This is a genomic window from Nitrospira marina (assembly GCF_059568365.1).
In genome coordinates, this window is record NZ_JCANTH010000001.1 from 3,303,389 (window position 1) to 3,326,757 (window position 23,369).

Annotated in this window: 19 protein-coding genes; 13 read left to right on the forward strand and 6 right to left on the reverse strand. The window is 49.5% G+C overall.

The genetic code is table 11. The annotated features are described in order from the left end of the window. Positions 1 to 81: 81 nt before the first annotated feature. Both LX98_RS14100 and LX98_RS14105 read right to left on the reverse strand, forming a co-directional pair. The gene (locus LX98_RS14100; RefSeq protein ID WP_496429506.1) at positions 82 to 558 is read right to left on the reverse strand and encodes a hypothetical protein; all 477 of its coding nucleotides are present in this window, start codon (positions 556 to 558) and stop codon (positions 82 to 84) included. A gap of 467 nt (positions 559 to 1,025) precedes the next feature. Then, positions 1,026 to 3,203 carry a response regulator gene (locus LX98_RS14105; protein ID WP_496429507.1) on the reverse strand — a complete coding sequence of 726 codons (2,178 nt, stop codon included), beginning with the start codon at positions 3,201 to 3,203 and terminating at the stop codon, positions 1,026 to 1,028. 793 nt (positions 3,204 to 3,996) lie between these two features. Between LX98_RS14105 and LX98_RS14110 the strand changes: the two genes are divergently transcribed. From LX98_RS14110 to LX98_RS14125, 4 genes are all read left to right on the forward strand, one after another. Beyond that, a complete protein-coding gene (locus LX98_RS14110) occupies positions 3,997 to 4,248 on the forward strand; it encodes a hypothetical protein (RefSeq protein ID WP_496429508.1) in 252 nt (83 codons plus the stop codon). A gap of 125 nt (positions 4,249 to 4,373) precedes the next feature. Next, on the forward strand, positions 4,374 to 5,219 hold the full coding sequence (locus LX98_RS14115; protein WP_496429509.1) for an LOG family protein: 846 nt from the start codon (positions 4,374 to 4,376) through the stop codon (positions 5,217 to 5,219). Continuing rightward, a complete protein-coding gene (locus LX98_RS14120) occupies positions 5,216 to 6,613 on the forward strand; it encodes an MBL fold metallo-hydrolase RNA specificity domain-containing protein (protein WP_496429510.1) in 1,398 nt (465 codons plus the stop codon). Before LX98_RS14115 ends, LX98_RS14120 begins: the two co-directional genes overlap by 4 nt. A 190-nt stretch (positions 6,614 to 6,803) precedes the next feature. Further along, a complete protein-coding gene (locus LX98_RS14125) occupies positions 6,804 to 7,922 on the forward strand; it encodes a hypothetical protein (protein WP_496429511.1) in 1,119 nt (372 codons plus the stop codon). A 178-nt stretch (positions 7,923 to 8,100) separates the two neighbouring features. On the opposite strand, the gene LX98_RS14130 is transcribed toward LX98_RS14125, so the two are convergent. Further along, positions 8,101 to 8,487 (reverse strand): hypothetical protein, encoded by a 387-nt coding sequence (locus tag LX98_RS14130; RefSeq protein WP_496429512.1) that lies wholly within the window; start codon positions 8,485 to 8,487, stop codon positions 8,101 to 8,103. 314 nt (positions 8,488 to 8,801) lie between these two features. On the opposite strand from LX98_RS14130, the gene LX98_RS14135 reads away from it, so the two are divergent. The 6 genes from LX98_RS14135 to LX98_RS14160 all read left to right on the forward strand — a co-directional run bounded on the left by LX98_RS14135 (position 8,802) and on the right by LX98_RS14160 (position 16,924). Further along, complete coding sequence (locus LX98_RS14135) at positions 8,802 to 9,968, forward strand: mechanosensitive ion channel domain-containing protein (RefSeq protein WP_496429513.1); 1,167 nt, start codon at positions 8,802 to 8,804, stop codon at positions 9,966 to 9,968. Between the two features lie 548 nt (positions 9,969 to 10,516). Continuing rightward, entirely contained in the window at positions 10,517 to 10,948 is a 432-nt protein-coding gene (locus tag LX98_RS14140) for a response regulator (protein ID WP_496429514.1), read from the forward strand. A 204-nt stretch (positions 10,949 to 11,152) separates the two neighbouring features. After that, entirely contained in the window at positions 11,153 to 12,214 is a 1,062-nt protein-coding gene (locus tag LX98_RS14145) for an ATP-binding protein (RefSeq protein ID WP_496429515.1), read from the forward strand. Next, positions 12,201 to 14,672, forward strand: coding sequence for an ATP-binding protein (locus LX98_RS14150; RefSeq protein ID WP_496429516.1), 2,472 nt, complete (start codon positions 12,201 to 12,203; stop codon positions 14,670 to 14,672). The genes LX98_RS14145 and LX98_RS14150 overlap by 14 nt, the downstream gene beginning before the upstream one ends. Continuing rightward, positions 14,669 to 15,271: a c-type heme family protein gene (locus LX98_RS14155; RefSeq protein ID WP_496429517.1), complete on the forward strand. Its 603-nt coding sequence runs from the start codon at positions 14,669 to 14,671 to the stop codon at positions 15,269 to 15,271. The genes LX98_RS14150 and LX98_RS14155 overlap by 4 nt, the downstream gene beginning before the upstream one ends. A 111-nt stretch (positions 15,272 to 15,382) precedes the next feature. Next, the gene (locus LX98_RS14160; protein WP_496429518.1) at positions 15,383 to 16,924 is read left to right on the forward strand and encodes a M20/M25/M40 family metallo-hydrolase; all 1,542 of its coding nucleotides are present in this window, start codon (positions 15,383 to 15,385) and stop codon (positions 16,922 to 16,924) included. 157 nt (positions 16,925 to 17,081) lie between these two features. Here LX98_RS14160 and LX98_RS14165 read toward each other — a convergent pair whose 3' ends face one another. Then, on the reverse strand, positions 17,082 to 17,720 hold the full coding sequence (locus tag LX98_RS14165; RefSeq protein ID WP_496429519.1) for a YceI family protein: 639 nt from the start codon (positions 17,718 to 17,720) through the stop codon (positions 17,082 to 17,084). Positions 17,721 to 17,832: 112 nt separating this feature from the next. Further along, complete coding sequence (locus LX98_RS14170; protein ID WP_496429520.1) at positions 17,833 to 18,489, reverse strand: DsbA family protein; 657 nt, start codon at positions 18,487 to 18,489, stop codon at positions 17,833 to 17,835. Positions 18,490 to 18,800: 311 nt separating this feature from the next. On the opposite strand from LX98_RS14170, the gene LX98_RS14175 reads away from it, so the two are divergent. The 3 genes from LX98_RS14175 to mddA all read left to right on the forward strand — a co-directional run bounded on the left by LX98_RS14175 (position 18,801) and on the right by mddA (position 22,573). Further along, positions 18,801 to 20,738 carry a sigma 54-interacting transcriptional regulator gene (locus LX98_RS14175; RefSeq protein WP_496429521.1) on the forward strand — a complete coding sequence of 646 codons (1,938 nt, stop codon included), beginning with the start codon at positions 18,801 to 18,803 and terminating at the stop codon, positions 20,736 to 20,738. A gap of 417 nt (positions 20,739 to 21,155) precedes the next feature. Then, a complete protein-coding gene (locus LX98_RS14180) occupies positions 21,156 to 21,725 on the forward strand; it encodes an OsmC family protein (protein WP_496429522.1) in 570 nt (189 codons plus the stop codon). A gap of 74 nt (positions 21,726 to 21,799) precedes the next feature. Beyond that, positions 21,800 to 22,573, forward strand: a complete 774-nt coding sequence (gene mddA / locus LX98_RS14185) for a methanethiol S-methyltransferase (protein WP_496429523.1) — start codon at positions 21,800 to 21,802, stop codon at positions 22,571 to 22,573. 336 nt (positions 22,574 to 22,909) lie between these two features. Here mddA and LX98_RS14190 read toward each other — a convergent pair whose 3' ends face one another. After that, positions 22,910 to 23,236 (reverse strand): cupin domain-containing protein, encoded by a 327-nt coding sequence (locus LX98_RS14190; protein WP_496429524.1) that lies wholly within the window; start codon positions 23,234 to 23,236, stop codon positions 22,910 to 22,912. Positions 23,237 to 23,369: the final 133 nt, after the last annotated feature.

Genomic DNA, 23,369 nt, shown 5'->3' on the forward strand with positions numbered 1-23,369 from the left:
TCTATACGTCCGATAATAAGGGAGAGGTCCACAAGACCTCTCCCTTTTTTTATTCCATACCCGGATTTCAGATCGTGACCCTCAGGATCTCACCATGATGACGGCAGACAAAAGCACTCCCAACCCTAGCAACAGGGTCAGTCGGCCAAGCAAGGGGGATAATCGGAGCAGGAGCTTTTCGCCAGCCGATAATTCTGAAGTAGCCTTGCTCTTCAGGGTGCGCACTTTTTGTGCCATTATCCGGTCATGGCTGAAGGAAGCCATCGCTAACAGGAACACCAGCATCAGTTTCGCGAGGACAACAGGGGGCCAGGAGGAAAGGGGAGCCTGGAAATTGATGAAATTTCCAAGAAGGACCGACCCCGTCACCACCAGAATGAATAGGGCGCTCCATACGAGGGTTCTGAATCGACGAGCAAGGCTTATAAATCCGCGTTGAGCGGTAAGAGGGTCGGAGTCCTGTCTCATGAGGGGCACTGCGACCAGGGAGAGGAACAGCATCCCTCCAATCCAGAAGGTTGCTGCAATCAGATGGGTCCAGACCAGGATAATGTACAAGAAATTCACCTCTGGGATTGTAGCGGGATTGCTCCGAACTCACCACAGCATGAACCATCCCTCCTCCCCCGGGATATACATGTAGCCATGACAAAGCTGCCTCATTCCTTGCATTTTAACCAATTGCCTGTTTGTGAAAAAAAAGGGCGGCATGGCCTAACATGTCACTTTCCTGAAAGCAGGAAACGTTCCTGCTTACGTGCTCCACTCGCCTCGATGCCAAATAAAAATCCACTCACGATTGAATACGGTGTGACGGTGGAACAAGCCGCGAGGAGGTGGATGAGTCTGTCTTCCATGCCAGAATGGCCTAGTGGAAGTGAACTGCATGGTCTTGAGGACAAGCCATCCGTGGCTTTCATTGCGGACAGATGATTATTTTGAAATGAAGTAAAAACCGATGTCAGATAAGGTAGGAAAGAGGGTTTGGACCGCATCCCATGAAGATGAAATTTACGCTCATCGTCTTATCGTATGGCTTTCTGAATGGCCTTATACAGACAGGCCGCCGCAGACTCCTTCGTGACATAGGCCGAACCGCCGGCCTCCAGGAGCGCCGGCTCCACTTGATTGGCTTGATGAACTGACAACCCAATCACGATGGTTTTGGGAAAACGAGCTTTAATCTGCCTCGTAGCTTCAATGCCATCCAATTTTGGCATGTTAATATCCATGATCACGACATCGGGCTCATACGCTATTGCCTGCGCTACGGCTGCTTCACCATCCTCCGCTTCGGCCACGACCTCAATATCCGGATACGTTTCCAGCACACCCCGCAATCCTTCCCGCACCACCGCGTGATCTTCGACCAGCAGTACCCGCACCATATCTAGGCTCTTGGTGAGATCACTGACTGGCGCCACAACCGTGGAAGTGCCCTCACTAGAGCCATGATTATCTTGGACAGGTTCCAGAGGAAGGAGGAGGCTCGCCCGCGTCCCTTGATCGACAGAGGAATGGAAGTCAAACCGTCCACCCAATGCCTCCATTCGTTCACGAATGCTGAATAAGCCAAATTTCTCTAAATTCAGTGGTGGGGCATTGGGGGTCAGGGTGGTTGCCTGATCACACCCTCTCCCTTGATCTACTACTTCAAGATACAGCATATGATCCTGAAGACGGAGATGAATTTGAGCCCGATCGGTCTGGGCATGCTTCACCACATTCATGAGCAGCTCTCGTACGGATTGAAAAATCAAGCCGATTTGACTTTCGGAAAGATTCAAAACTATGCCATCCGGGATATGGGTTTCTACAGTAAGCTGATAGGATTGGAATTTCTCAGCCAGCCAACGCAGCCCCATGGGTAACCCGAATTCGAGGATTGGAGGACTGAGTTCGGCCATCAAGGAGCGCGTGTAAAGAATGGATTCATGTAAGACGTCATCCGCTTCTTTCAAGACCTGTCGGATTTTCGTATGCTCTTCAGTTTCATGTGTGGCCTGGACCAATTTGAGACGGGTCACGATTAACATTTGCGCCAGATAATCATGGAGTTCAGTGGCAATCTCATTTCGCACTCGCCGTTCAGCGAGACTGAGTTGGGCGGCTAGGGCGCGAAGCTTCTGTTGTGATTCCACGAGCTCCCGGGTCCGCTCTTCCACCCGTTGATCGAGTTCCTGCTCGATCCGTTTTCGTTCCGTAATATCCCTCGTAAAGCACCGCGTATAGTGGAATGTTCCGTTTTCCCAACGGACATTCGAATGGATCAACACATCTTTGACCGACCCGTCCTTACAGCGCAGCTTAGAAGGGTAGTCGCACAAGGTTTCACCTCGTAATAATCGCTGCAAAATATCGTTTATTATGGGTTCATCCACATGGAATTCTGTAATACTATGACCAAAATATTCATGTGCCTCATAGCCAAGCATGGTCAGTTCGGCTTTATTCGCCCACAAAATCTTTCCATCCGGGCCGACCTGATGCACACATTCCACAGCATTCTCCAGAAAATCAGCAAGTTCTTCCTCCCGTTGCAGGAGTGTTCGTTGAAGTTCCTCCCGACGCCTCACCTCACTTTCCAGAGCAACGGCTTTTTGTTGTAAAGTGGCAAGAGTTGTATCGGCCTGCATATGGTCACCCGGCCCGGGAACGATGGCATTCTCAGCTGGGCTGACCACCGAATGCGCACTGCAGATTTTCTGAAAGGTATGAGTGTGGGTGTGGCTGGAAAAACCACGGATTGGATAGGCACATAAGAGTGAGAAGGAATGTTGGGCTGCAAGCTGATTCCACAGTGATTCTAGATGCAATGCGGCTGCTGCTTCTCCCCTTTCCCAGAGAATGGCCACCATTTCACCAAATACCCGAACACGTCCACTCCCGTTTACGGTGGCTTGTCGAAGCAACTGACCCATGACGGCCTGGAACTTGGCAGAATCGGGCCAACCATGCACCATAAACTGTGACAAGGTGTCAGCCGCATCGAACTCCATATACCGTTCTAGCAAACGATGACCGTTCAGACGATTGACAAGGGCCTCGCGGTGAGGTGGAGTGGTAAGAAGCAGCACCGATTCTCCCAATGCTAGACCTTCTTCAACGTGACGCCCCAATTTTTCTATGAGAAAGGAATCATGATCGTAGAACTGCACCTCGTGCTGGCTTTCAGTCATGATTTTTGAGACGTGTGAATACACGGGCTTGCCCTCCAAATATGTGAAACTCTAGCCCTCCTCGATTCCCGAAAAACCCACGGAGTCACAGAGATAAATGGAATTTTATCCAAACCCCAAGGAAATGTCACTCTTGGAGAAGCATCACTTGTGGACTGTACCAGCCAGATTGACAGCATGAAAGTACACCACAAATCGGAGGGACGATAAAATGTCAATATTCCCGGCCAAACAATCTCAGTATTGGGTCCTACTCATTCGTCCGCTACAGCTCCCTCGTACCTTTTCGATCCAATTTGAGCGGTTTTGTATAATTAATTATTTGGGAAAGACGTAGTTTTTGAGATTTCATGGTTTTGGCATTAAAAATGATTCTTTACCACAATAAGAATAATTTCCTAGGACCAGTCTCATTTCTTCCCAGTCGCTAAAGATCTATTGTATGGCCCCAGAATAGAGGGAAGGCTTGGACTAAAATAGAGAGCACCATTTCCCACGCCGTCTCTACTTCATTCGAACGATCATTCACTAACCCTGCCCAGCCCACGGAAAAACACCATGTTCCCGGTTTCTTGTTCGAGTTTGACCGCCAACTCACCATGGTTTTTCAGAAGCCAGAAACTCGTGCGATCCAATAGACAAATTTGCGAAGGCTCCAAGGCTTTACAAGTGACCTGATAGACCGGTTGCTCTTAAAAGGCCTGGTTTTCCAGAAGTTGGCCTAAATCCACAATACCCACCAACCGCTGTTGCCCCTTGCGATTGAGCCGGGTCAATTCACCCGCCCCTGGCAGAGAATGTGTAGACTCAGGATCACATGCCCTTCATAGAACCCAAATTAGCCGGCCTGATACATAGCCCTGCGATTAATGAGCCCGAAGGGTTCGTCCACGGAAAGGACGAGTTGGCCGAAAATCGGAAGATCCCGATTGGGGAGGCCGTATATTCGGGAATGGCTAAAGAAGTGGGTGCTTTCATCGCGCACTCCGGTACGATACGAACCATTGGCCTATACTGGATTTCTGATATTCAACCAAGCCCTTCGCTCAATAGACCGGATTACTTCTGAAGTATGAGGGTTCCTTCACGTCACTCAAGAAAGAATATGCCACCGAGCCTCTTCAGCAGTTTCAAATTACTTCCTGGGTCTTTATAATCTTCCCACTGCCCTCTTCGTATAAATTGTATCTGCCTATGACCAATTTCCCCCAATCTGACCCTCCTCCCCTGTCTTCTCCCGCATACAAACGGGCAGACTCCGACCTTGATTTTTTGCAGCGGGACGACCTCAGGGCGGTCCGGCTCCAACTGGAATGGTTTAAACTGGAATTACTCCAACAGGACGAGGGTATCGAATCCACCATTGTGGTGTTCGGCAGTGCCAGGCTTCTGGAACCGGCCGCAGCCAAAGCCAAGCTCTTGATCGCGGAAGAAGAGCTGACCGCCTCACCACACGATCCGGAAAAAAAACGGGCCGTGGCCATTGCCAAAAACCAGAAAGCTTATTCTCCCTATTATCAGGAAGCACGTGAATTCGGCCGCCTGGTGTCTTCCAGTTGTCAGATAGACGGACGTCGAAAATTTGTCATCATCACCGGCGGGGGTCCCGGTATCATGGAGGCAGCCAATCGAGGTGCAGCCGATGTGAAAGCCAAATCCATCGGACTGAAAATTGCGTTACCACATGAGCAATTACCCAATCCATACATTACTCCTGCACTGTGTTTTCAATTTCGTTACTTTGCCCTTCGGAAAATGCACTTTCTCAATCGAGCCAAAGCCTTGGTGGTCTTTCCCGGCGGATTCGGAACAATGGACGAATTATTTGAGACCCTGACCCTTCTTCAAACAGGAAAAGTGTGTGACGTCTCAGTCGTACTCATCGGACGACCCTTTTGGGAAGATCTTATCAATTGGGAAAAATTTGTGGAGAATGGCTTGATCGAGGCTGAAGACCTGCAATTGTTTCATTATGCTGAAACCGCAGGGGAAGCCTGGAACATTATCATGGCCGAACATCCACTTGAAGCCCCATCATGAAGATTTCGTTTCATGGAGCCGCCCGATCCGTCACGGGGAGTCGTCACCTCATTCACGCGGAATCCTCCCGCCTGCTTCTGGATTGCGGTATGTTTCAAGGACGGCGAGACCTCGCGGCCACACTGAATCGGCACCTCGGCTTTGATCCAAAATCCCTGACGGCGGTGTGCTTATCCCATGCCCACATCGACCACTCCGGGGCTCTTCCGGTCCTGGCAAAGGAGGGCTTTCGCGGATCGGTCCATATGACGTCGGCCACAGCCGATTTGACAAAAATTTTACTGGAAGATTCCGCCAGGATTCAGCAAAGTGACTGTCGGTACGTGAATAAAAAAGAACGACGGAGGGGTCCAGCCTGTGTCACACCCTTTTATTCGATAGAAGACGTTCGAATCATCGGCAATCAATTTCGAGGATTACGATATGGGACTAGCACCTCTGCGGCCCCCAATCTAAAGGTGAAATTTCATGATGCCGGTCATATTCTGGGATCGGCGGGAATCTGGGTCAAGCACCAGAGTCGTGGCAATACCACCTCGGTCCTGTTTTCGGGAAACCTGGGGAGGGCCAACATGCCGATCCTTCGGGATCCTCATCCGCCTCCCTCCTGTGATGTCCTGATCATTGAATCGACATATGGCGACCGGCTGCATAAGGACGACCAAGCCAAACGAAAAGCGATCGCGAAAGAACTCGTGACCCATGCGATTCAACACAAAAGCAAAATTATTGTTCCAGCTTTTTCGGTTGGCCGCACTCAAGAAATTATCATGCGCATCAAGGAACTCGTGACCAATGGAGAAGTCGACCCCATTCCGATTTTTATTGACTCCCCTCTCGCATTGAAAGCCACCAAAATCTTTCTCCAGCACCCGGAATGCTACGACGAAGAAACTTATCAAACCTTTACCTCGACCGGCGACGTCTTTGCCGCGAAATACATTAATTTTATCTCGACGGCCCAAGACAGCAAGCTCCTGAACCGGCGCAGCGGCCCATGCGTCATTATTTCCGCATCGGGCATGTGTGAAGGGGGACGCGTCGTGCATCATCTCAAGCACACGATTGAGGATGAAGCCAATGTGGCCGTCCTGGTGGGATGGCAAGCCGAGCATACCTTAGGACGCAAACTGGCTGAGGAATGGGACACGGTGCCTATTTTTGGAATCCCTACGCAACGGCGAGCTCAGGTAGTCCGGTTAAATGGATATTCCGCCCATGCGGACCGGGATGATCTCCTCGCCTATGTCCGCGCGATTACACCACATCCTCGAAAAGTCTTTGTGGTGCATGGCGAAGAACGCCAGTCACTCGCGTTTGCCATGAGACTGAAATCGGATTTCCCCGGCATGGAAGTGGAAGTCCCACGGGTTGACTCTACTCACGACGTCTAAATCCATGTCCGATTTCAATTGTATGCCCTGTGTTCTCCTATATCCTTAATCCGTTGGACCCTCACGAATGATGTGTATGACTTCTATCGCTCCCCGATCTCCGTTTCCCCAAGCAACCTGTGAGCCACACATATTGGTTCCGAGTGTGTCAGTCCTCCAATCATCGGCACACACTTGACACATGCCACCCATGATTGCCCCAGATAATTTTCACATACAAGACGGGAGGTGTATCGCCGTCTTTGCCTATGACGTGGGCGCCTCTATTCACATCGAGGAAGCCGAGCAACGAATTACGGCCATCAAGGAACGAGGGCGGATTAAACGAAAACGGCCGGCACCGGAATACTTTGATTATCACCCCGCACCGCTCCGCATTACGGAAGAACTTCAATCGATCAGTCTCGGAACGCACTGCACCCTACGCACGGTCGAAACCGTCCTCTATGACTTCGGCGCGATTATGGTCACCTATCAGATTCCACTGGCGGGACCGTTTGGATCGTTGCTTCCGCTCAGTGAAGCGCTCTATGAAAATGTTCAACTGCTCGAAAACACTCTCCGACACGTCCAATCTCTCCTGACCACGTTAGGTTCAGCCATTGAAAAACCGAATATCTCCGAATTTGTCGAGGACTACGCGATATTTCATATTTTCTCGACGCAACCCGCTTTGGATCTTTCGCAATTTGTGAACCAACACGGCACCCTTCTGTCTCAAATCCTCCGGTGTGAAGATCAACCGTTGTCAGACCAGGAAATTCGGGATGCCACCACGAGTCAAATTGCCTTTGGAACGCAGGACCTGACCCTCATTGATTGGAATGCCGCGCTGATGATCGGGCAAGAGATGGATGACGTGCTGGCAGTCTTAGAATTTGCCAATGTGGAATTAGTCGAGCGGCGATTTCTCGATCACCAATTAGACGAGGCACTTGACGACGCGTATGGCGCTCTCACACAGGAAACCCGGCACAGGTTTCGTTGGCCGGGATCATCAGATGCAAATCTTCGCCGAATCGCACGCATGCAAGTCGATAGCGCGATTCTCTTTGAACGGGTGACTAATACCCTGAAATTATTCGGCGATCAATATCTGGCAAGAGTCTCGCGGCTGGCGTCACAACGCTTTCATTTGCAAAGCTGGGATGCAAGCATTCTTCGCAAGTTGAACACACTGGATAATTTGTATGACAAAATGGCCGGTCAAACCGGCAATCAGCGTATGGAAATCCTTGAATGGATCATCATTATTCTCATTGCGATCTCCATTCTCCTTCCTTTTATCCCGGGTTTTCCCGGATATTAGGCTGCTTGCTTTAACTCAAAGTTCCCCACCCGGCGTCACTCCCAACAACTTACATGGGCGCAACCATACGACACAACATTCTCAGTTGAAAAGAGTTGCAAGACAAGACTTCTGAGAGTGGATTTTTGGGACGCCTCAACGAGAAACCAAAGAGGGTCAAGATTGAAAACAAAGGCACTTATTCGAGTGTAACTTGGCCGTCGATATTCCGGATGATTCTGGCGCGACCGGACTGATCGAGCTGCGCTTCAATCCAGTCCCCCACATGCGCCGGACGATCAATCCGGGTATTTTCATCAAAAGGCAGTCGAGCTTCAATCTGATCGTTTACATGCACAACATAGGCCGCGCCTTCGATTTTAAACACCTGGCCCTGAACCTTTCTTAGATGCCTATGGGCGGACAACGCCTCTTGTTGAATCTGTTGGTAGCCTTTGGTGCCTTCGACAATGCCACGCCCGATAGCCGCTTGCTGAGCGTCCAGGAATTCCTGCTGTCCTACACATCCCATCATTCCAATGATGGCCAAGGTCACGCTTATCCAGCCCTGATGACTTGATGCCATTTCCGGCTTTCCTTTCTCCTACTCACTCAGGTACATAATAAGCAGTGCCAATACGAATTATCCTATCACACGCGCTCAGAGAGTCCAGGGAATAGGGCTCATCCCAGACCGTCTGACGTCCACTTTGAAAATTGACCTTTACAGAGAATTCTTTTACCCTGCCCGTGAACATGTTCACAACATGATTGATCCGCATTCATCGATCCGTCCAGCAATGTCATTTAGAGGCGCGCCCGGCTTCATCCTGCCTGTCAATTTATACCTTCATTCAACCAATCTTCAATATTTTCCTTAAGGTCAGGAACCTTCGATTGATGCTTCAAGATTTTTGGCAAGAAATTCTTACGGTCTGGCAGATCGGCATTTTACATACCACCCTGGGTGATATCTTCCTTGCCTTGGGAGTGTTTCTGACATTCTTGTTTGTCCGTCGAATTTTCTTCCGTTTTTTTTCCCATCTCTTGCGACGGTTTACCGGACGAACCAAAACGGACTTAGACGATCGCATCCTGGAAGCGATTGAACGACCGCTTGAATTCACGTTTGTCATTATTGGTCTGTACATTTCCGGACAGGTCATCTCCTTGTCGCCCGCGTTGGGTGCGATCTTTGGACAAATTATCCGGTCCTTGATTGCCTTCACGATCTTCTGGGCTATTTTTCGAATACTTGATCCGCTGTCAGCCCTACTGGATCGATCCATCACACTCTTCGGCAGCCAAAGCATGCACGAAACCATTAAGGGGTTTTTTCTCAAGGTCGCAAAGTTTGTGGTGGTCTGCTTAGGCATCGCTGCTGTGTTTCAGGAATGGGGATTCAATGTCGCGGCGGTCCTCGGTAGCTTGGGACTGGTCGGCATGGCGGTCGCTCTCGGCGCCCAGGATTTCATTAAGAATATGTTTGCGGGATTTACAATATTTTTGGACCGGGTCTTTGAAAAAGGCAACTGGATCAAAACGCCTGACGTGGAAGGCACGGTGGAGGAAATTGGATTTCGTGCGACAAAAGTCCGTCAATTCGACAAAGCCCTGGTCACACTGCCCAATTCCAAATTGGCCAATGAAGCGTTAATCAATTACTCCCGCATGACGAACCGGAGAATTCATTGGATGATCGGGATCGAGTATCGTTCGACTCATGATCAAATTCGGAATATCATCCATGCCATTTCGACCTATATTGACGAATGTGGTGACTTCGAAACCAATCCCGAAAAGACCAAAACATTCATTTTTCTGGATTCATTCGGCAACTCCAGTATTGACATCAAACTGTATTGTTTCACGAAGACCATTGTGTGGGGTGAGTGGTTGGAAGCCAAAGAACGATTGGCATACAAAATCAAGGAAATCGTCGAGAGCGAGAAGGCCAGCTTTGCGTTTCCATCGAGTTCCATCTATGTCGAAAGTCTGCCATTCGGCACACCAGAATCTTTCATGCCTCCCCGCTCCCAGGCGCCTTCTACTCCATCGCCAACATAGTTCGCATATTTCTGTAGCTGGGCATGGCCTGCCAATTTGTCCGCAGGGCCAGATGATGTCCGCTCCTCTTTTCTATTTTCATCCCAATCAACTCCATCCCTTTCCACGATTCCTTCACTAGTCGAGCCTACCTAGCTAAATTGGATCTGACCTTCTAAGCCATGAAACAAAATGATGGATTCCAGTCTTGCAGCGTATACAACCCACTGCCAACACATGCTAGTTCCCTTCTTACGCCCGCAGGGGAAAGAGAATCCTCTAACATGTCGACAGATCCTGCTTGGAAACACCGAAATGAACAGAAGGGAGGGAAACTGGACTATTCCCGGCAGACTTCTGGAATAATAGTGGGCACGCCAAGGCGATTTACCCTCTATCCGCCGTTGTCATTCCCAATCTGCCAGATTTTAAGGCCAAATTAACCCTTTCTCTTATTGGTTGATTACGATAATATTGTGCTTTCAGAAGAGATAAGAACATTTTTCTTTTCCCTCTGACCAAGTGAAAATCCAATCAGGCTACTCACCTAACAACAAAGGAGAAGAGTAATGGCAGAAACAACTGCAGCAATGTTTGGAGGACACAAAACCAACGGCCTGGTTCTCGTCGTGGACGATGAACCCGATGTTCGAAAAGTTGTACGGATGAGTCTCGAAAAGGCCGGGTATGATGTCATCGAGGCGGAGGATGGGGAAAAGGCTATTCAGGAAGTACAGAAAGGCGAAAATCCCTTAATGTTGGACGTCATCATTTCTGATATTCGCATGCCAAAAATCAACGGCGTGGAAGCCATTAATTATTTCCAACAGCAATACCCCCGTGTTCCACTTATTGTACTGACGGGATTCCCGGATATGGAAATGGCCACGGGATTTCTCAAGCAGGGGATTGTGGATTATCTCGTTAAACCGGTTGAAAAAGAAAAGCTCCTAAAATCCGTGGCCACCGCCATGGAAAAACGAGATCTCAATCGCCTGTAATCTGACAGAACGTTTCAGATTTCGAGTTTCTTCTCGCGGGTAAATGGTTCCCCATGAAGAAGACTATGGTATATCGAGAAAAGCCCTATCCTGAGGATAGGGCTTTCTACCATATGACCTTTGAGACATGGAGAAACCTCTCATGCTCCCCACTCGACCTTAGCCTTACCGCCTCCTCCACTCCAACAATCAAGGAGGGATTCCATGACGACCGTTGAACCTCCAATTAATATTGCCATTCTCGGAGCCGGCAAGGGGGGAACGGCCATGTTGGAATCCTTTCTTAATTTACCCCACATCCGTCTCCTGGGTATTGCCGACACAAATCCTCACGCCTTGGGCTTTCAACTGGCCAGACTTCACAATATTCCGACAGTCTCTCACCCTCTAAAGCTTATTCAGGAAGACAAGCTGAATTTAATTATTGACGTGACCGGGGACCCCATTCTTCCTTCATACATTACGGAGCACAAACACAGCGGGGCTGAAGTGCTTGGAGGAACCGCCGCCAAAGTTCTCTCAGAGTTGATCCAACATCAAACATTTATCCAAACACAACTGTTTCAATCCGAAAAATTAGCCAGCATGGGAACCTTTGCCTCAGGGATTGCTCATGACATTAATAACCCGCTGTATGTCATTTTGGCGATGGCCGAAGAAATTCAAGAGGAAAACAATCTCGATCGCATTCGACTCCATGCCGCCAGCATCCATGAAGCGGCTCAACGCATTCAAGCCATTTCACGAAATATCACTGATTATGTTCGCACATCCAGTCATCAGGAACTCGAAAGAATCGACCTCCATGCCAGACTGGATGAAGCCTTAAGCATTTCCAGATTTGCGACAAAATTTCGAGAAATTACGGTTCAGAAACATTACCAAAACGGCTTGACCGTCCAGGCGAAACCCGAAGAAATCCTCCAGGTATTCATCAATCTGATTACCAACGCCATTCATGCCATGGAAGAAAAAGGCAGTCTCACCATTACCACCTCACACCGCAACGGAACCGTTCAGATTGCTATCAGCGATACCGGCTGTGGCATTTCCCCGGACCACCTCCAAAAGATTTTCAATCCCTTTTTCTCAACGAAACCGAAAGGCCAGGGGACCGGCCTCGGACTCTATAACGTCAAAACCATTGTCAAAAAATATCATGGGGATCTTCAAGTCGAAAGCGAATTGGGGAAAGGGACCACCTTCCGATTGTCCTTCCCCGCCACCCCTCCTGTAGAAGGTGAGGTATCCGGTGGACAACCCTGAACTCAAACCCGCCAAAAGTAAAAAAGGACTGACCAAAAAACTGGTCTTGTCCATGCTATTGGTCGGCGCACTCCCCTTGATCATTGGACTCCTGCTGGCTTTTTACCAGGGCACACAGGAAATTCGCGAGGTCAATGGATCCAGCTTTGAAGCCCTCGCAACAGAGACGGCCAGAAAGCTTGATCTGGTCATGGCAGATGAACTGGCTCGCACCGCCTTACTAACAACCAATGTCAAAATCATTGCACGACTGGAACACACCCGCGATGCTCTCAGTGAGTTGAATCCCCAGGAGCGGGCTCGCACTCTCGACCAAGAACAAGAAGCCTGGAACGCCAAGGATGCCGACATGCTTCAACGGATTCTGAAAGGACCATTTGCCGAGGTCCTGCAACAACATGTGGGGGGAACCTTTATGGACCCGGGCCATCCCATTCCCCTGATTACCCGATCGGCCACACGAGGTTTATTTATCACCGATCGTGAAGGACGGGTCATTGCGAGTCTGGATTCCGACATTCCCTACCTTCATCGGGAAGAAGTATGGTGGCAAGGTGCATTCCACAATGGAGTCGGTCAACCGTATATAGGCCAGGTAGCGTTTGATTCACGACTGGGAGTTTATACGTTTACTATAGCGCTCCCCATCATGGATAGTTTGCGGTATGAAGCCATCGGCGTCCTGCACCGGATATATGACGCCAAGGAGTTCTTTGCCCCTTCCATCGACATTATTCGATTTGGCAAAACCGGCCATGTCATGCTCATTGACAGCCGTGGCGTCGTGTTAAGCTGCCCAATCCTTCCCACCGGGACCTCAATTGCGGACACCCGCCTTATTCCCCTCGTCACCCCCCTGAAGGCCGGATGGACTCCAGCCCCAAGCGACGGCCATGGGGGCACTGCAGCCTCCATCATTGGATTTGCCCCCCTGAGTAATACCAATCAGATTACCAAATTCTCCACCAACCAGACCTGGCATATGTTTGTCTGGCAGTCATCCGGTGAGGTCTTTGCCCCCATCGAGCATTTTTTTAAATGGACGGCAGCTTTTGGATTACTCGGAGTGGCCCTGCTCGTCACGTTGGGATATATAGCGGCCAACCGAATTTCTGCACCCATTCGTCGCCTTCAGGAAGCTGCCCGGCAAATCGGCAGAGGGGAATATCGTGAGCCCATAACATTATCCACCGGCGATGAAATTGAGGAATTGGCCGATGAAGTCAATCGCATGAACCAACAACTGGCTTCACAGTTCGCCGGATTGGAAAGCCAGGTTGAGTTGAAAACCCAGGAAGTGAAATACCTTGAGGAGTCAACCATTAAAATTCTGGATAATGTGCCTGACCCGGTCCTGATGATTGGCCCAGACGAACACATCGAATATGTGAATAAGGCCTCGAAAGAAGCCTTCGCCGTCACGAACGGCGAGATCATCGGCACTCCACTGTTCCAAATTTTCTCCTTGGATTCTGCGACACAAGACCGGCTTAAACAGGAAATGCACGCGGTCCAGGTTATGGAACCTCCCTTTTCAGAAAACACAAAGGCCAATCCGTCCAACGCCTCGTTGCAAGATCCCCTGGTTCCCACTAATTGGGCTCAATCGGGCACCAATCGCCAGGAAATTCGAATCAATCAGCGAACGTTCCGGTACCGTTGGTTTGGTGTCCAGGCCCGCCCGGGAAGGGGGCCAAGTGCCGGATTGGTATTACGAGATACGACGGAAGAAAGTATCCTCCAGGACCGGGTTATCCAAGGGGAAAAACTGGCAAGCTTGGGCGTTCTGAGTGCCGGGATTGGACATGAGCTTAATAATCCTTTAGTGGGAGTTATTGGATTAGGCGAAGCGATACAAGAAGAGACCAATCCCGAGCAGATCAAAGAATATGCCAGGGGCATCGTTCAACATGGAAAACGTATGGCTTCCGTCGTTCGGGACTTTACCGGTCAAACCGGAAAAAATTTGACTGAAGGGCAAACGCTCATTAACCTCAATGAACTGTTGGAACAATCCGTGACTGCGGTCAAGGATCTCTTTCCCTCAGTCCAGATTGAAATAGAGACTCACCTTGAACCCATCCCTCCCATAAAGGGAAAAGCCTTGGAACTTGGACAGGCCTTTACCAACATCATCACCAATGCTTTTCAAGCGATGAAAGAAGGTGGGAAGCTTACTATTTCAACAGAAGCGTCAGGGCACGACCTGGAAATCCACATTAAAGACACGGGGCGCGGCATCACCCCGACTCATCTGCCCAGAGTCTTTGACCCTTTTTTTACCACGAGGGGGCAGGGAGAAGGATCGGGCCTTGGACTCACCGTGGCCTATCGAATCATCAATAAATTAGGCGGACACATTCGAATGGAAAGTGAAGAAAACCGGGGAACGACCTGTTTGATCACCTTACCCGTCTCGAATGCCCACCTGACGAAGGAAAGGAGTACAACGTCATGACAAGCCTACGGGGCAGTAGGACCGGCTTATCCATGGTTTTTCTTGCCACTCTCCTCATAGGAACAGGTGTTTCTTCATCTCTTCAGGCAGGTGAATCCAACACCATGAAAAATCTATCACCGGAGAAAGTTGCCGACTTTATTCATGCCATCGTTGAGGCGGACCGTCACGTCTACACAACGCATATTGTGAAAAGGATGCAGGAGCAAGGGGTCGTCATGGCGCGAGAAGATTGGGAAAACAAAAATGCCATTCCCCTTCCTGCGCAGTTTCTGCATATTTCCAGCAAATTGGTCGCGGAATCAGGGCACGGCATCCGATTCCGGTTAATTAGTCTGTGGCCAATTTATCGAAGGAATGGGCCTGCAACGGATTTCGAACGAAAGGCCTTGGAAGAACTTTCGCTCAATTCCGATACGCCCCAACGTGGAATTGTATCCACCGGAAAAAAACGCTTATTTCAGGCCATTTATGCCGATACAGCGATTAACGATACCTGCACTACTTGCCATAATGCTCACCCCTTAAGTCCCAAGCGTGACTTCAAAAAGGGCGACCTCATGGGGGCCATTGTCATCACCATTCCTTTGGAGGACTAACGCCCGGCACGGGTTCCACCACAGACTCCTTTTTTCACACATTCGATTATACCTTTCCCTGTAGCACGTATAATTTCAATCTCCGTTTTTGATAAGGAATAGGTAAAAATTTTGTTACGATTTCCCCTTGTCCAATTTTTGATAGGACTCGCCTTCACGACTCCTGTTCTGGGCTTTGACCATCAGCCCGGCTCTTCTTCATCCATACCCCTGGTTATGGGAAATATCATCCAGGACATTCGCGAACTGAGTCATCCATCGTATCAAGGCCGGCAGGCCGGCACGGATGGTAGCTTGCATTCAGCCGACTATCTGGTTGATCGATTCCGATCTCTCGGCTTACAACCGGCTCACCACATTTCCAAACACGAACAGGATGTTCATTGGTTGCAACAACGGTTCATGACCGCGGTTCAATTGCTGGATCCATCGACCCTCACCCTATCCCTTATAGGCGCGAACCAGACGTCAATGACGATGTCATTAGTTCCAGGTCAGGAGTTTCTTCCAATCTTGGATTCTCCTTCCACCAGAACCACAGCCAAAGTCGTCTTTGTGGGATACGGCATTGTCGACCCTGCTCGCGGAATAGATGAATATGAGGGCATGAATGTCGACAATCGCATCGTCCTATTTCTCCGGGGGAAACCTCCTTCCTATCCGGGGTGGATCACGCATGAAGAAAAAGCGGCCATCGCCAAAGAAAGAGGCGCGGTAGGCTATTTGACGGTAACCGGTTCACTCCTTGGTCGTTATGAGGCCCGCAAAGGTCTGGGGCAGGGTCCTTTGGCCATCTATGGAGAAACACCCGATAACCGCCCCATCCCTGGGGCATGGATACACGGAAAACTTCTTGACCAGGTCTTGAAGGCAGCCAATGACTCGCTCGAAGGCCTGCAACAGGCCGCCAATGATATCGGAACATTTCGTAGCAGAGCCCTTCCGCTTCTGGTCCAATTTCATTGGGAAAGCCACAGTCAGCCCGGAATGCTGACTAATGTCATCGGCATGTTACCGGGTCGCGATCAGGAGCTACGCAAAGAACTCATTCTCATCGGTGCGCATCGCGACCACTTTGGACAGCAAGCCGGCTTGCTTTTTCCTGGAGCCGATGACAATGCATCCGGAACATCAGTGATGTTGGAACTGACCAGAATGCTCTCCCAAAGCGCCACCTCACCGAAACGGAACGTGCTTTTCGTGTCTTTTGACGGAGAAGAACGAGGCCTACTGGGATCGAGGCTCTATGTCAGTCATCCCGCCTTTCCATTGAATCAAACGGTCGCCATGATCAACCTTGATCATCTAGGAGCGGGGGATGGAACACTAACGGTTGGAATTACTCGAATGGATAAGATGCTGGCTCAGCAAGCAGCCGAACAGGCGGAATTAGGCGACAATATTCAAATGTATGGATATTTCCCCGGTGGCGATCATGTCCCATTTTTTGAGGCCGGGGTACCGACCGTGACCGTTGTCAGCAGCGGCAGGCACCCTCATTTCCATCAACCATCCGATACCCTGGAGTCCATTCAACCCGCAAATTTGGCCATCGCTACCAAATTCCTGTTTTCACTGATTACCCTGTTAGCTGACAAGCCTCAAGCAGCCTGTCACCCTCAGCTTACCGCGAAGGATCTGTGCCCGGGGTGACGGTATCTGGATTTTGCAGAATTTTTTGAGGAAAATGTTCTGAGCTTACCGATTGGGTTATCATGATATGATCTCACCAAAACTTCACTGTTCAGATTTCCTCGTGAATTCTCGCAGGGAACATGCAGACGGTTACCACACATTCCCCTTTATCACTTTATTTTTTTCCTTGTTTCACTTTTTCGACTGTCTTTTCTTTGATTACTTCAATTTCCAGAATGATGTCGACCTCATCACCCACGAGCATTCCGCCACTATCTAATAATTTGCTGAATTTCATGCCGAAATCCTTTCGGTTCAGGGTGCCGGAAGCGGTGAAGCCAGCCCGCGTGTTGCCCCAAGGATCCTGAGCGACCCCATTAAACGTTCCGGCTAATGTGATCTCTTTAGTGACTCCCAACAAAGTCAAATCTCCGACAGCGGTGTAGTCGTCTCCGGTTTTCTTATAGCTTTTCATGGTATAAGTCATGGTCGGAAACTTCTGAACGTCAAAAAAATCCGGGCTTCGTAAATGCTCATCCCGTTTCTGATGATCAGTCGTGACCGAGGCGGTCTGTATGACCGCTTCAATGGTTTTAAATTCCTTCTCCTCTGCGTCCATCTCCACAATTCCTGAATACTCTGTAAACCTGCCATTGGTTTTGGACACCACCATATGGGCAACTTGAAATCCAACCCTGGAATGATCATGATCCAGTTTCCATTTAGCCATTTCTGCAACCGAAGCCGTGATAAACCCAAAACCAACGAACAGAACCGTTCCAATCCCAAAACACACTTTGGAAACCTTCCGCATCACATAACCTCCCGTGAAATTTGAAGACATACTGTTGGTATGGTCTTCGTTCATAAATAAACAAGAGCACAGGATCTACGAATCGTCCATCATCCTATGCTGAGACAATGATTTATACAATCGACGGGCTGCCGTTGCCGGAAGCTGGACCATCCAGCCATTTGTCAATGAGTGAAACCATCACACCTGTGGGTTGATACCCCTGCGTCAAGCTGATGTAGCCATTTCCCTTTTGACCTAGCAGGGCTGGAAAACCACTCACTCCCAATTGGCGAGCCCGATCAAACTCCTGCCAGACCGATTGTTTCATCGCAGAATCATGAAACCATTCCAGAAACCTGTCCTGGTCAATACCTTGTGTGCCGGCAAGATCCGCCAAAATCTCCGGATGGGTGACATCCTGGTTCATCACGTAAAATGCTTCCTGCACAGCATTCAAAAACACGAATTCCTTATCCGGAGCCAATTGCCGGATCACCATCATCGCTCGCGATGGCGGTTCGGTGTCATACATGAACGAAGGCTCAGGATGAAAATCAAAGTTAAATGGTTGACCGGTTCGTTCATGGACCGCATGCCAATGACGGAGAATGTAGGCACGCCGTTGCTCATCAAACCGTTCAGTATTGCCGGGGCGCAAACCACCTAACAATACCTCGATCGTGACCCGATCTCGATATCGCCGAGCAATCTCATCAATGACTGGTGAAAATCCCCAGCACCACGAACACATGGGATCAACCACATAGATAAGCGATTTTACCATCATGTCTACCATCTGGCTCCCTCGGTGACCTGCTCAGACATACCCAACAAGGCAATACCCTACAAATAAAATTAACCTACTCTACCACACAGAAGATATGTAACTTATCAATTTTTCCTCAATGTTTCTTTTAAATGTCATGTCGGTTCATGTGTGTCTGAGACAGCACCTGTGAACTCCCTCCCCTTCCGAACCTCATCAACCGCCCTACCTTTGTATGCTGTAAAAATCCAGCATCCTCGAATCCAAAATTGCCCAATCTTTACAGGGTAAAAACTGATGGATCATAATAGGGTTCTTATTTGGGAAACGCTATGCCAGGATCCCATCACAACCCGTTAGCGAACCTCAACGAAGAGACTGCACTCCGAACTATCCTGGAGGGGACCTCCACTGTCACGGGGGAACGATTTTTTGAAGCCCTCGTGGAAAACCTGGCCAAAGCCCTGCACACCCATGCCGCCTGGGTCACAGAATATTTTCCTGATTCCCGACGAATGAAAGCTCTGGCGTTTTATTTAAATGGCACGTTCCTCAAAAATTGGGAAATGAATATTGCCGGAACTCCCTGCGAGCACGTTATCGAGCAAGCCCGGCTTATTCATTTTCCAGACAACTTACTGAATCTCTTTCCGATTGATCCGGAGATCATCGGCATGAAGGCAGCCAGTTATATGGGTCTCCCCCTTGTCGACTCGATCGGAAATATCCTTGGGCATCTAGCGGTGATGGATACCAGACCCATGCCGGCGGAACCTCGGGTGCAGACAATTGTTCGAATTTTTGCATCAAGAGCCAGCGCCGAACTTCAGCGGATCCAAGCAGAATCCGCGACACGTGAACGTGAACAAAAGTTGCGGCGATTGGTCGACAGTGCCATGGATGCCATTATTGAATTAGATGAAGATCTTCGAGTCACCCGAATCAATCCGGCTGCCGAGAAGGTGTTTCAATGTAAAGCCACCCATTTGTTTGGTAAGCATTTCTCCCACTCCCTTGCCCAAAAAGACTCTGAAAAATTACGACTTCTGATCCAAGATCTCAATACGAAACCTGCAGGCCAGCGATCTCTTTGGATTTCCGGTGGCTTCAAGGCCCTCCGCCCGGACGGCTCGGAATTTCCCGCAGAAGCCACGCTTTCCCAATTTCATATAGAGGGGAGGGTCTACTACACCCTGATTCTTCGTAATGTGAATGAACGCCTGGAAGCGGAACAAAAAATCCGGTCCCTCACGATGGAAAAAGAATTTCTCAAGGAAGAATTACATGAGCTCCAACATTTTGGGGAAATTTTGGGGAATAGCCCCGCCTTGGTGCACGTCATTCGAGACATCCAACAGGTGGCAGATACCGAAGCCACCGTGCTCATTACGGGGGAAACCGGAACAGGCAAGGAGGTGATGGCTCGGGCCATTCATGCTAACAGCCGGCGGCGGGATCATCCATTTATCAAAGTGAACTGCGCCGCAATTCCTGCGACCTTAATCGAAAGTGAATTCTTTGGACATGAACAGGGTGCCTTTACCGGGGCCACAAAAAAACGGGAGGGGCGATTTTCACTAGCCGACGGCGGGACCATTTTTCTGGATGAAATCGGCGAATTACCTCTGGACCTTCAAGGAAAACTGTTGCGCGTTCTTCAGGAAGGGGAGTTCGAACCGGTCGGGAGTTCCCACACCAAAAAAGTGAAGGTTCGGGTCCTCGCGGCCACAAACCGCGACCTACAGAAGGAGGCCCAGGAAGGAAGATTCCGTGAAGATCTCTACTATCGACTCAATGTCTTTCCCATTCATCTCCCACCACTTCGAACGCGAGGCGAGGATGTGGTCCTGCTGGCTGCCTCATTTGTTCAGCACTTTGCCCAACGGATGGGTCGTACGGTGGCTCCACTATCTCCGGATGCGCTGGGACGCCTCAGGGCCTATCATTGGCCGGGAAATGTTCGGGAATTGCAAAACGTGATTGAGCGGGCAGTCATTACTGCGCAAAATGGCCAATTAAATCTTGACCGTGCCCTCCCCGAGGCTAAAGGAAATTCCCATTCGACTCATGAAAGCGTTAAACAAGAGTCTCCCACTTGCATTCGAACCATTCAGGAAATTCAAAATTTTGAGCGTCAAAACATTCTCCTGGCCCTTGAACAACGCGGGTGGAAAGTATCCGGAGAAAAAGGAGCCGCTAAGCTGCTGGGCATGAATGCTTCAACGCTCGCATCTCGTATACGAGCCCTGGGGATTATCCGCGAGAAATAATTCCTGCTCGATTTCTTCCCGTCATTTTTCAATTCTTCCCGATTCCCCTTCAGAATTTCTTCATACCCAGTGTTCTGTTGTCTTTGCGAATTTTCGCAAATTCCCTTTATGAAATTTCGAAATTCAGCAAATTTCGTGAGCGAATTTTTCGCCTCCTGACATTAAAAAACATTGTTTTTATGTATTTTATTAAGATTTTTCAGGCTGGCACCTCCCCTGCAAAATGTCTTTGACATGGAAGACATCACATATCAAACAGGCTTTTAAGGAGCAAGCAGGAACATCATGTCGAGTCAGGATGAGCGATACTCCAACTCCGAGGCCCAAGCTGAAAAACGGAACTTTCAGGAAATATGCCGTCAGGCAGATCAACTCTTTTTTTACATATTGTTTCACACTCAACCAGGAGGATGTGCCATGTCATCAGTCGCCACACCATCAACCATTAATGGGGTCAACGTCGAACAACTAGGGGCCAATATCAATGCCATTCAAAGCGAAGCGAGTTTGGCCAATTTTCAGTTCCGGGCCACCAACACCTGGATCAATGGCGGTCACAATCGCACCACGATCAAGGAATTTTACGGAGTGGGCAAAGAAGACGAGACCCGTACCAAGCCGTTTGTACTGCATGCCGATGAACCGCCCGTCCTGTTAGGAGAGGATCATGGAGCCAACCCGGTGGAGTTTGTATTGCATGCTCTGGCCTCCTGTTTGACCACGTCGATGGTCTATCATGCGGCCGCTCGAGGCATCAAAATCGACGCAGTGGAATCCAGGTTAGAGGGCGACCTGGATCTTCGCGGGTTTCTGGGGCTGTCCAAAGACGTTCGACCGGGCTATCACAATCTCCGGGTTCATTTCACCGTCAAAAGTGACGCCCCAGCCGAGACGCTTCGGGAATTGACGAAGTATTCACCGGTTTTCGACATTGTATCCAATCCCGTGCCGGTGGCCATTTCGGTGGATACGAAAGGGACCAACTAACAAGAGACATAGCTGATTGCCTCAAGCCCAAGCAGCCGGCCCTTACATGTCCGAATCAAAAAGGAGCTACGATCATGAAACGTCTAGTATTTTTTATCTATGGCACCCTGTGCTACCTATCTTTTCTAGGCATCTTTTTATATACCGTAGGCTTTCTTGGAAATTTTGGCGTCTCCAATACCATTGATGGCCAACCCGGGGTTCCAGTCTGGCAGGCTCTGGCCATCAATTCGTTTCTGTTGGGGATCTTTGCGGTCCAGCATAGCGTCATGGCCCGGCAGACCTTTAAACAATGGTGGACACAATATGTTCCCAAACCCATTGAACGTAGCACCTATGTGCTCTGTACCAACATCGCACTGGGTCTCTTGTTTTATGCCTGGCAACCCATGGGAGGCTGGATTTGGCATATTCAAGATCCAGTCGGGCAGGGTCTGCTGTATGGCCTGTTTGCGGCGGGTTGGGGATTAATTCTCATGGCTACATTCCTCATCAATCATTTTGATTTGTTCGGTATGCGGCAGGTCTGGCTCTATCTGCGGAAACAGGAGTACACACCACTACCGTTTAAGACCCCGGCCCTGTATCGACAGGTACGGCATCCTCTCTATGTCGGTTGGCTCTTGGCCTTCTGGGCCACTCCCACGATGACGGTTGCCCATCTGGTCTTTTCGGTGACGACAACCATCTATATCCTGATGGCCATTCAATGGGAAGAGAAGGATTTGGTGGCTTTCCATGGAGAGGCGTATAAAGATTATCAAGAACGAGTACCCAAACTCATTCCACGGCTATTCAGAGAAAGCTTCATGGGGAAACCACAAGCCCCAAGAACCATGGCTACATGAAGGCCAAAAGTACACCATCCGGTGCGTGAAAAACCCACGCAGCGGCGGGCTTCATCTCTTTACCGGGGAAGGGAAGACAACCATGCGCACATTGAAAACCGGGATATTCCAGAATCCTTTACAGGAACCTACCTGGATAAAAAAGTTTGGATGGTATGGAGTGGTCTTTTTCTTGGTCAAAGGAGCATTCTGGCTTATCACCCCTTTCATTATCCTTGCATTCAACTAAATATTCTCGCCCGTTTTCCGGGCCGCCGACTCATGAGCACGCTGAGCAATGAACCTCACACAGAGGAACGTATCCCACGAGATTAAACTTGCGCCCCGGCAAAAGGCTCAGTCCCTCCAATACACTGCAAGCCAGATCGTATCTTGTTGGGGATCGGTCCATTCCACACGATGCCTGGTATGGGCGGAAAGATACAGCGTATCCCCGGGACCAAGCCTCATTTCAGGTTGTCCCTCAATTTTGAGTGTAGCTTTTCCTGTCAGGACCACAACACATTCATGCTCGGCCTGATCATACCAAAAGTCTGGTGGAGACGCCTGGCCCCGTGACACTATCCGTTCAATTCGTACAGAACGACTCCTCAATACCTCACTCGTCAATTCGTGGTCAAAGTGTTCAGGAATATTGGCGAACAGATTTTGACATAGTTCCATTCCCTGCACCTTTCATGACAAATCGGGCATATAAAATGAAGCTCAAAGAGAGGTTCCGGCCTTATGGCATCCTCTTTCTTAGGCCTGGCTGACTGCCATAAGTGCATTGAGGCGAGCTCTGTTCATGGGGAAT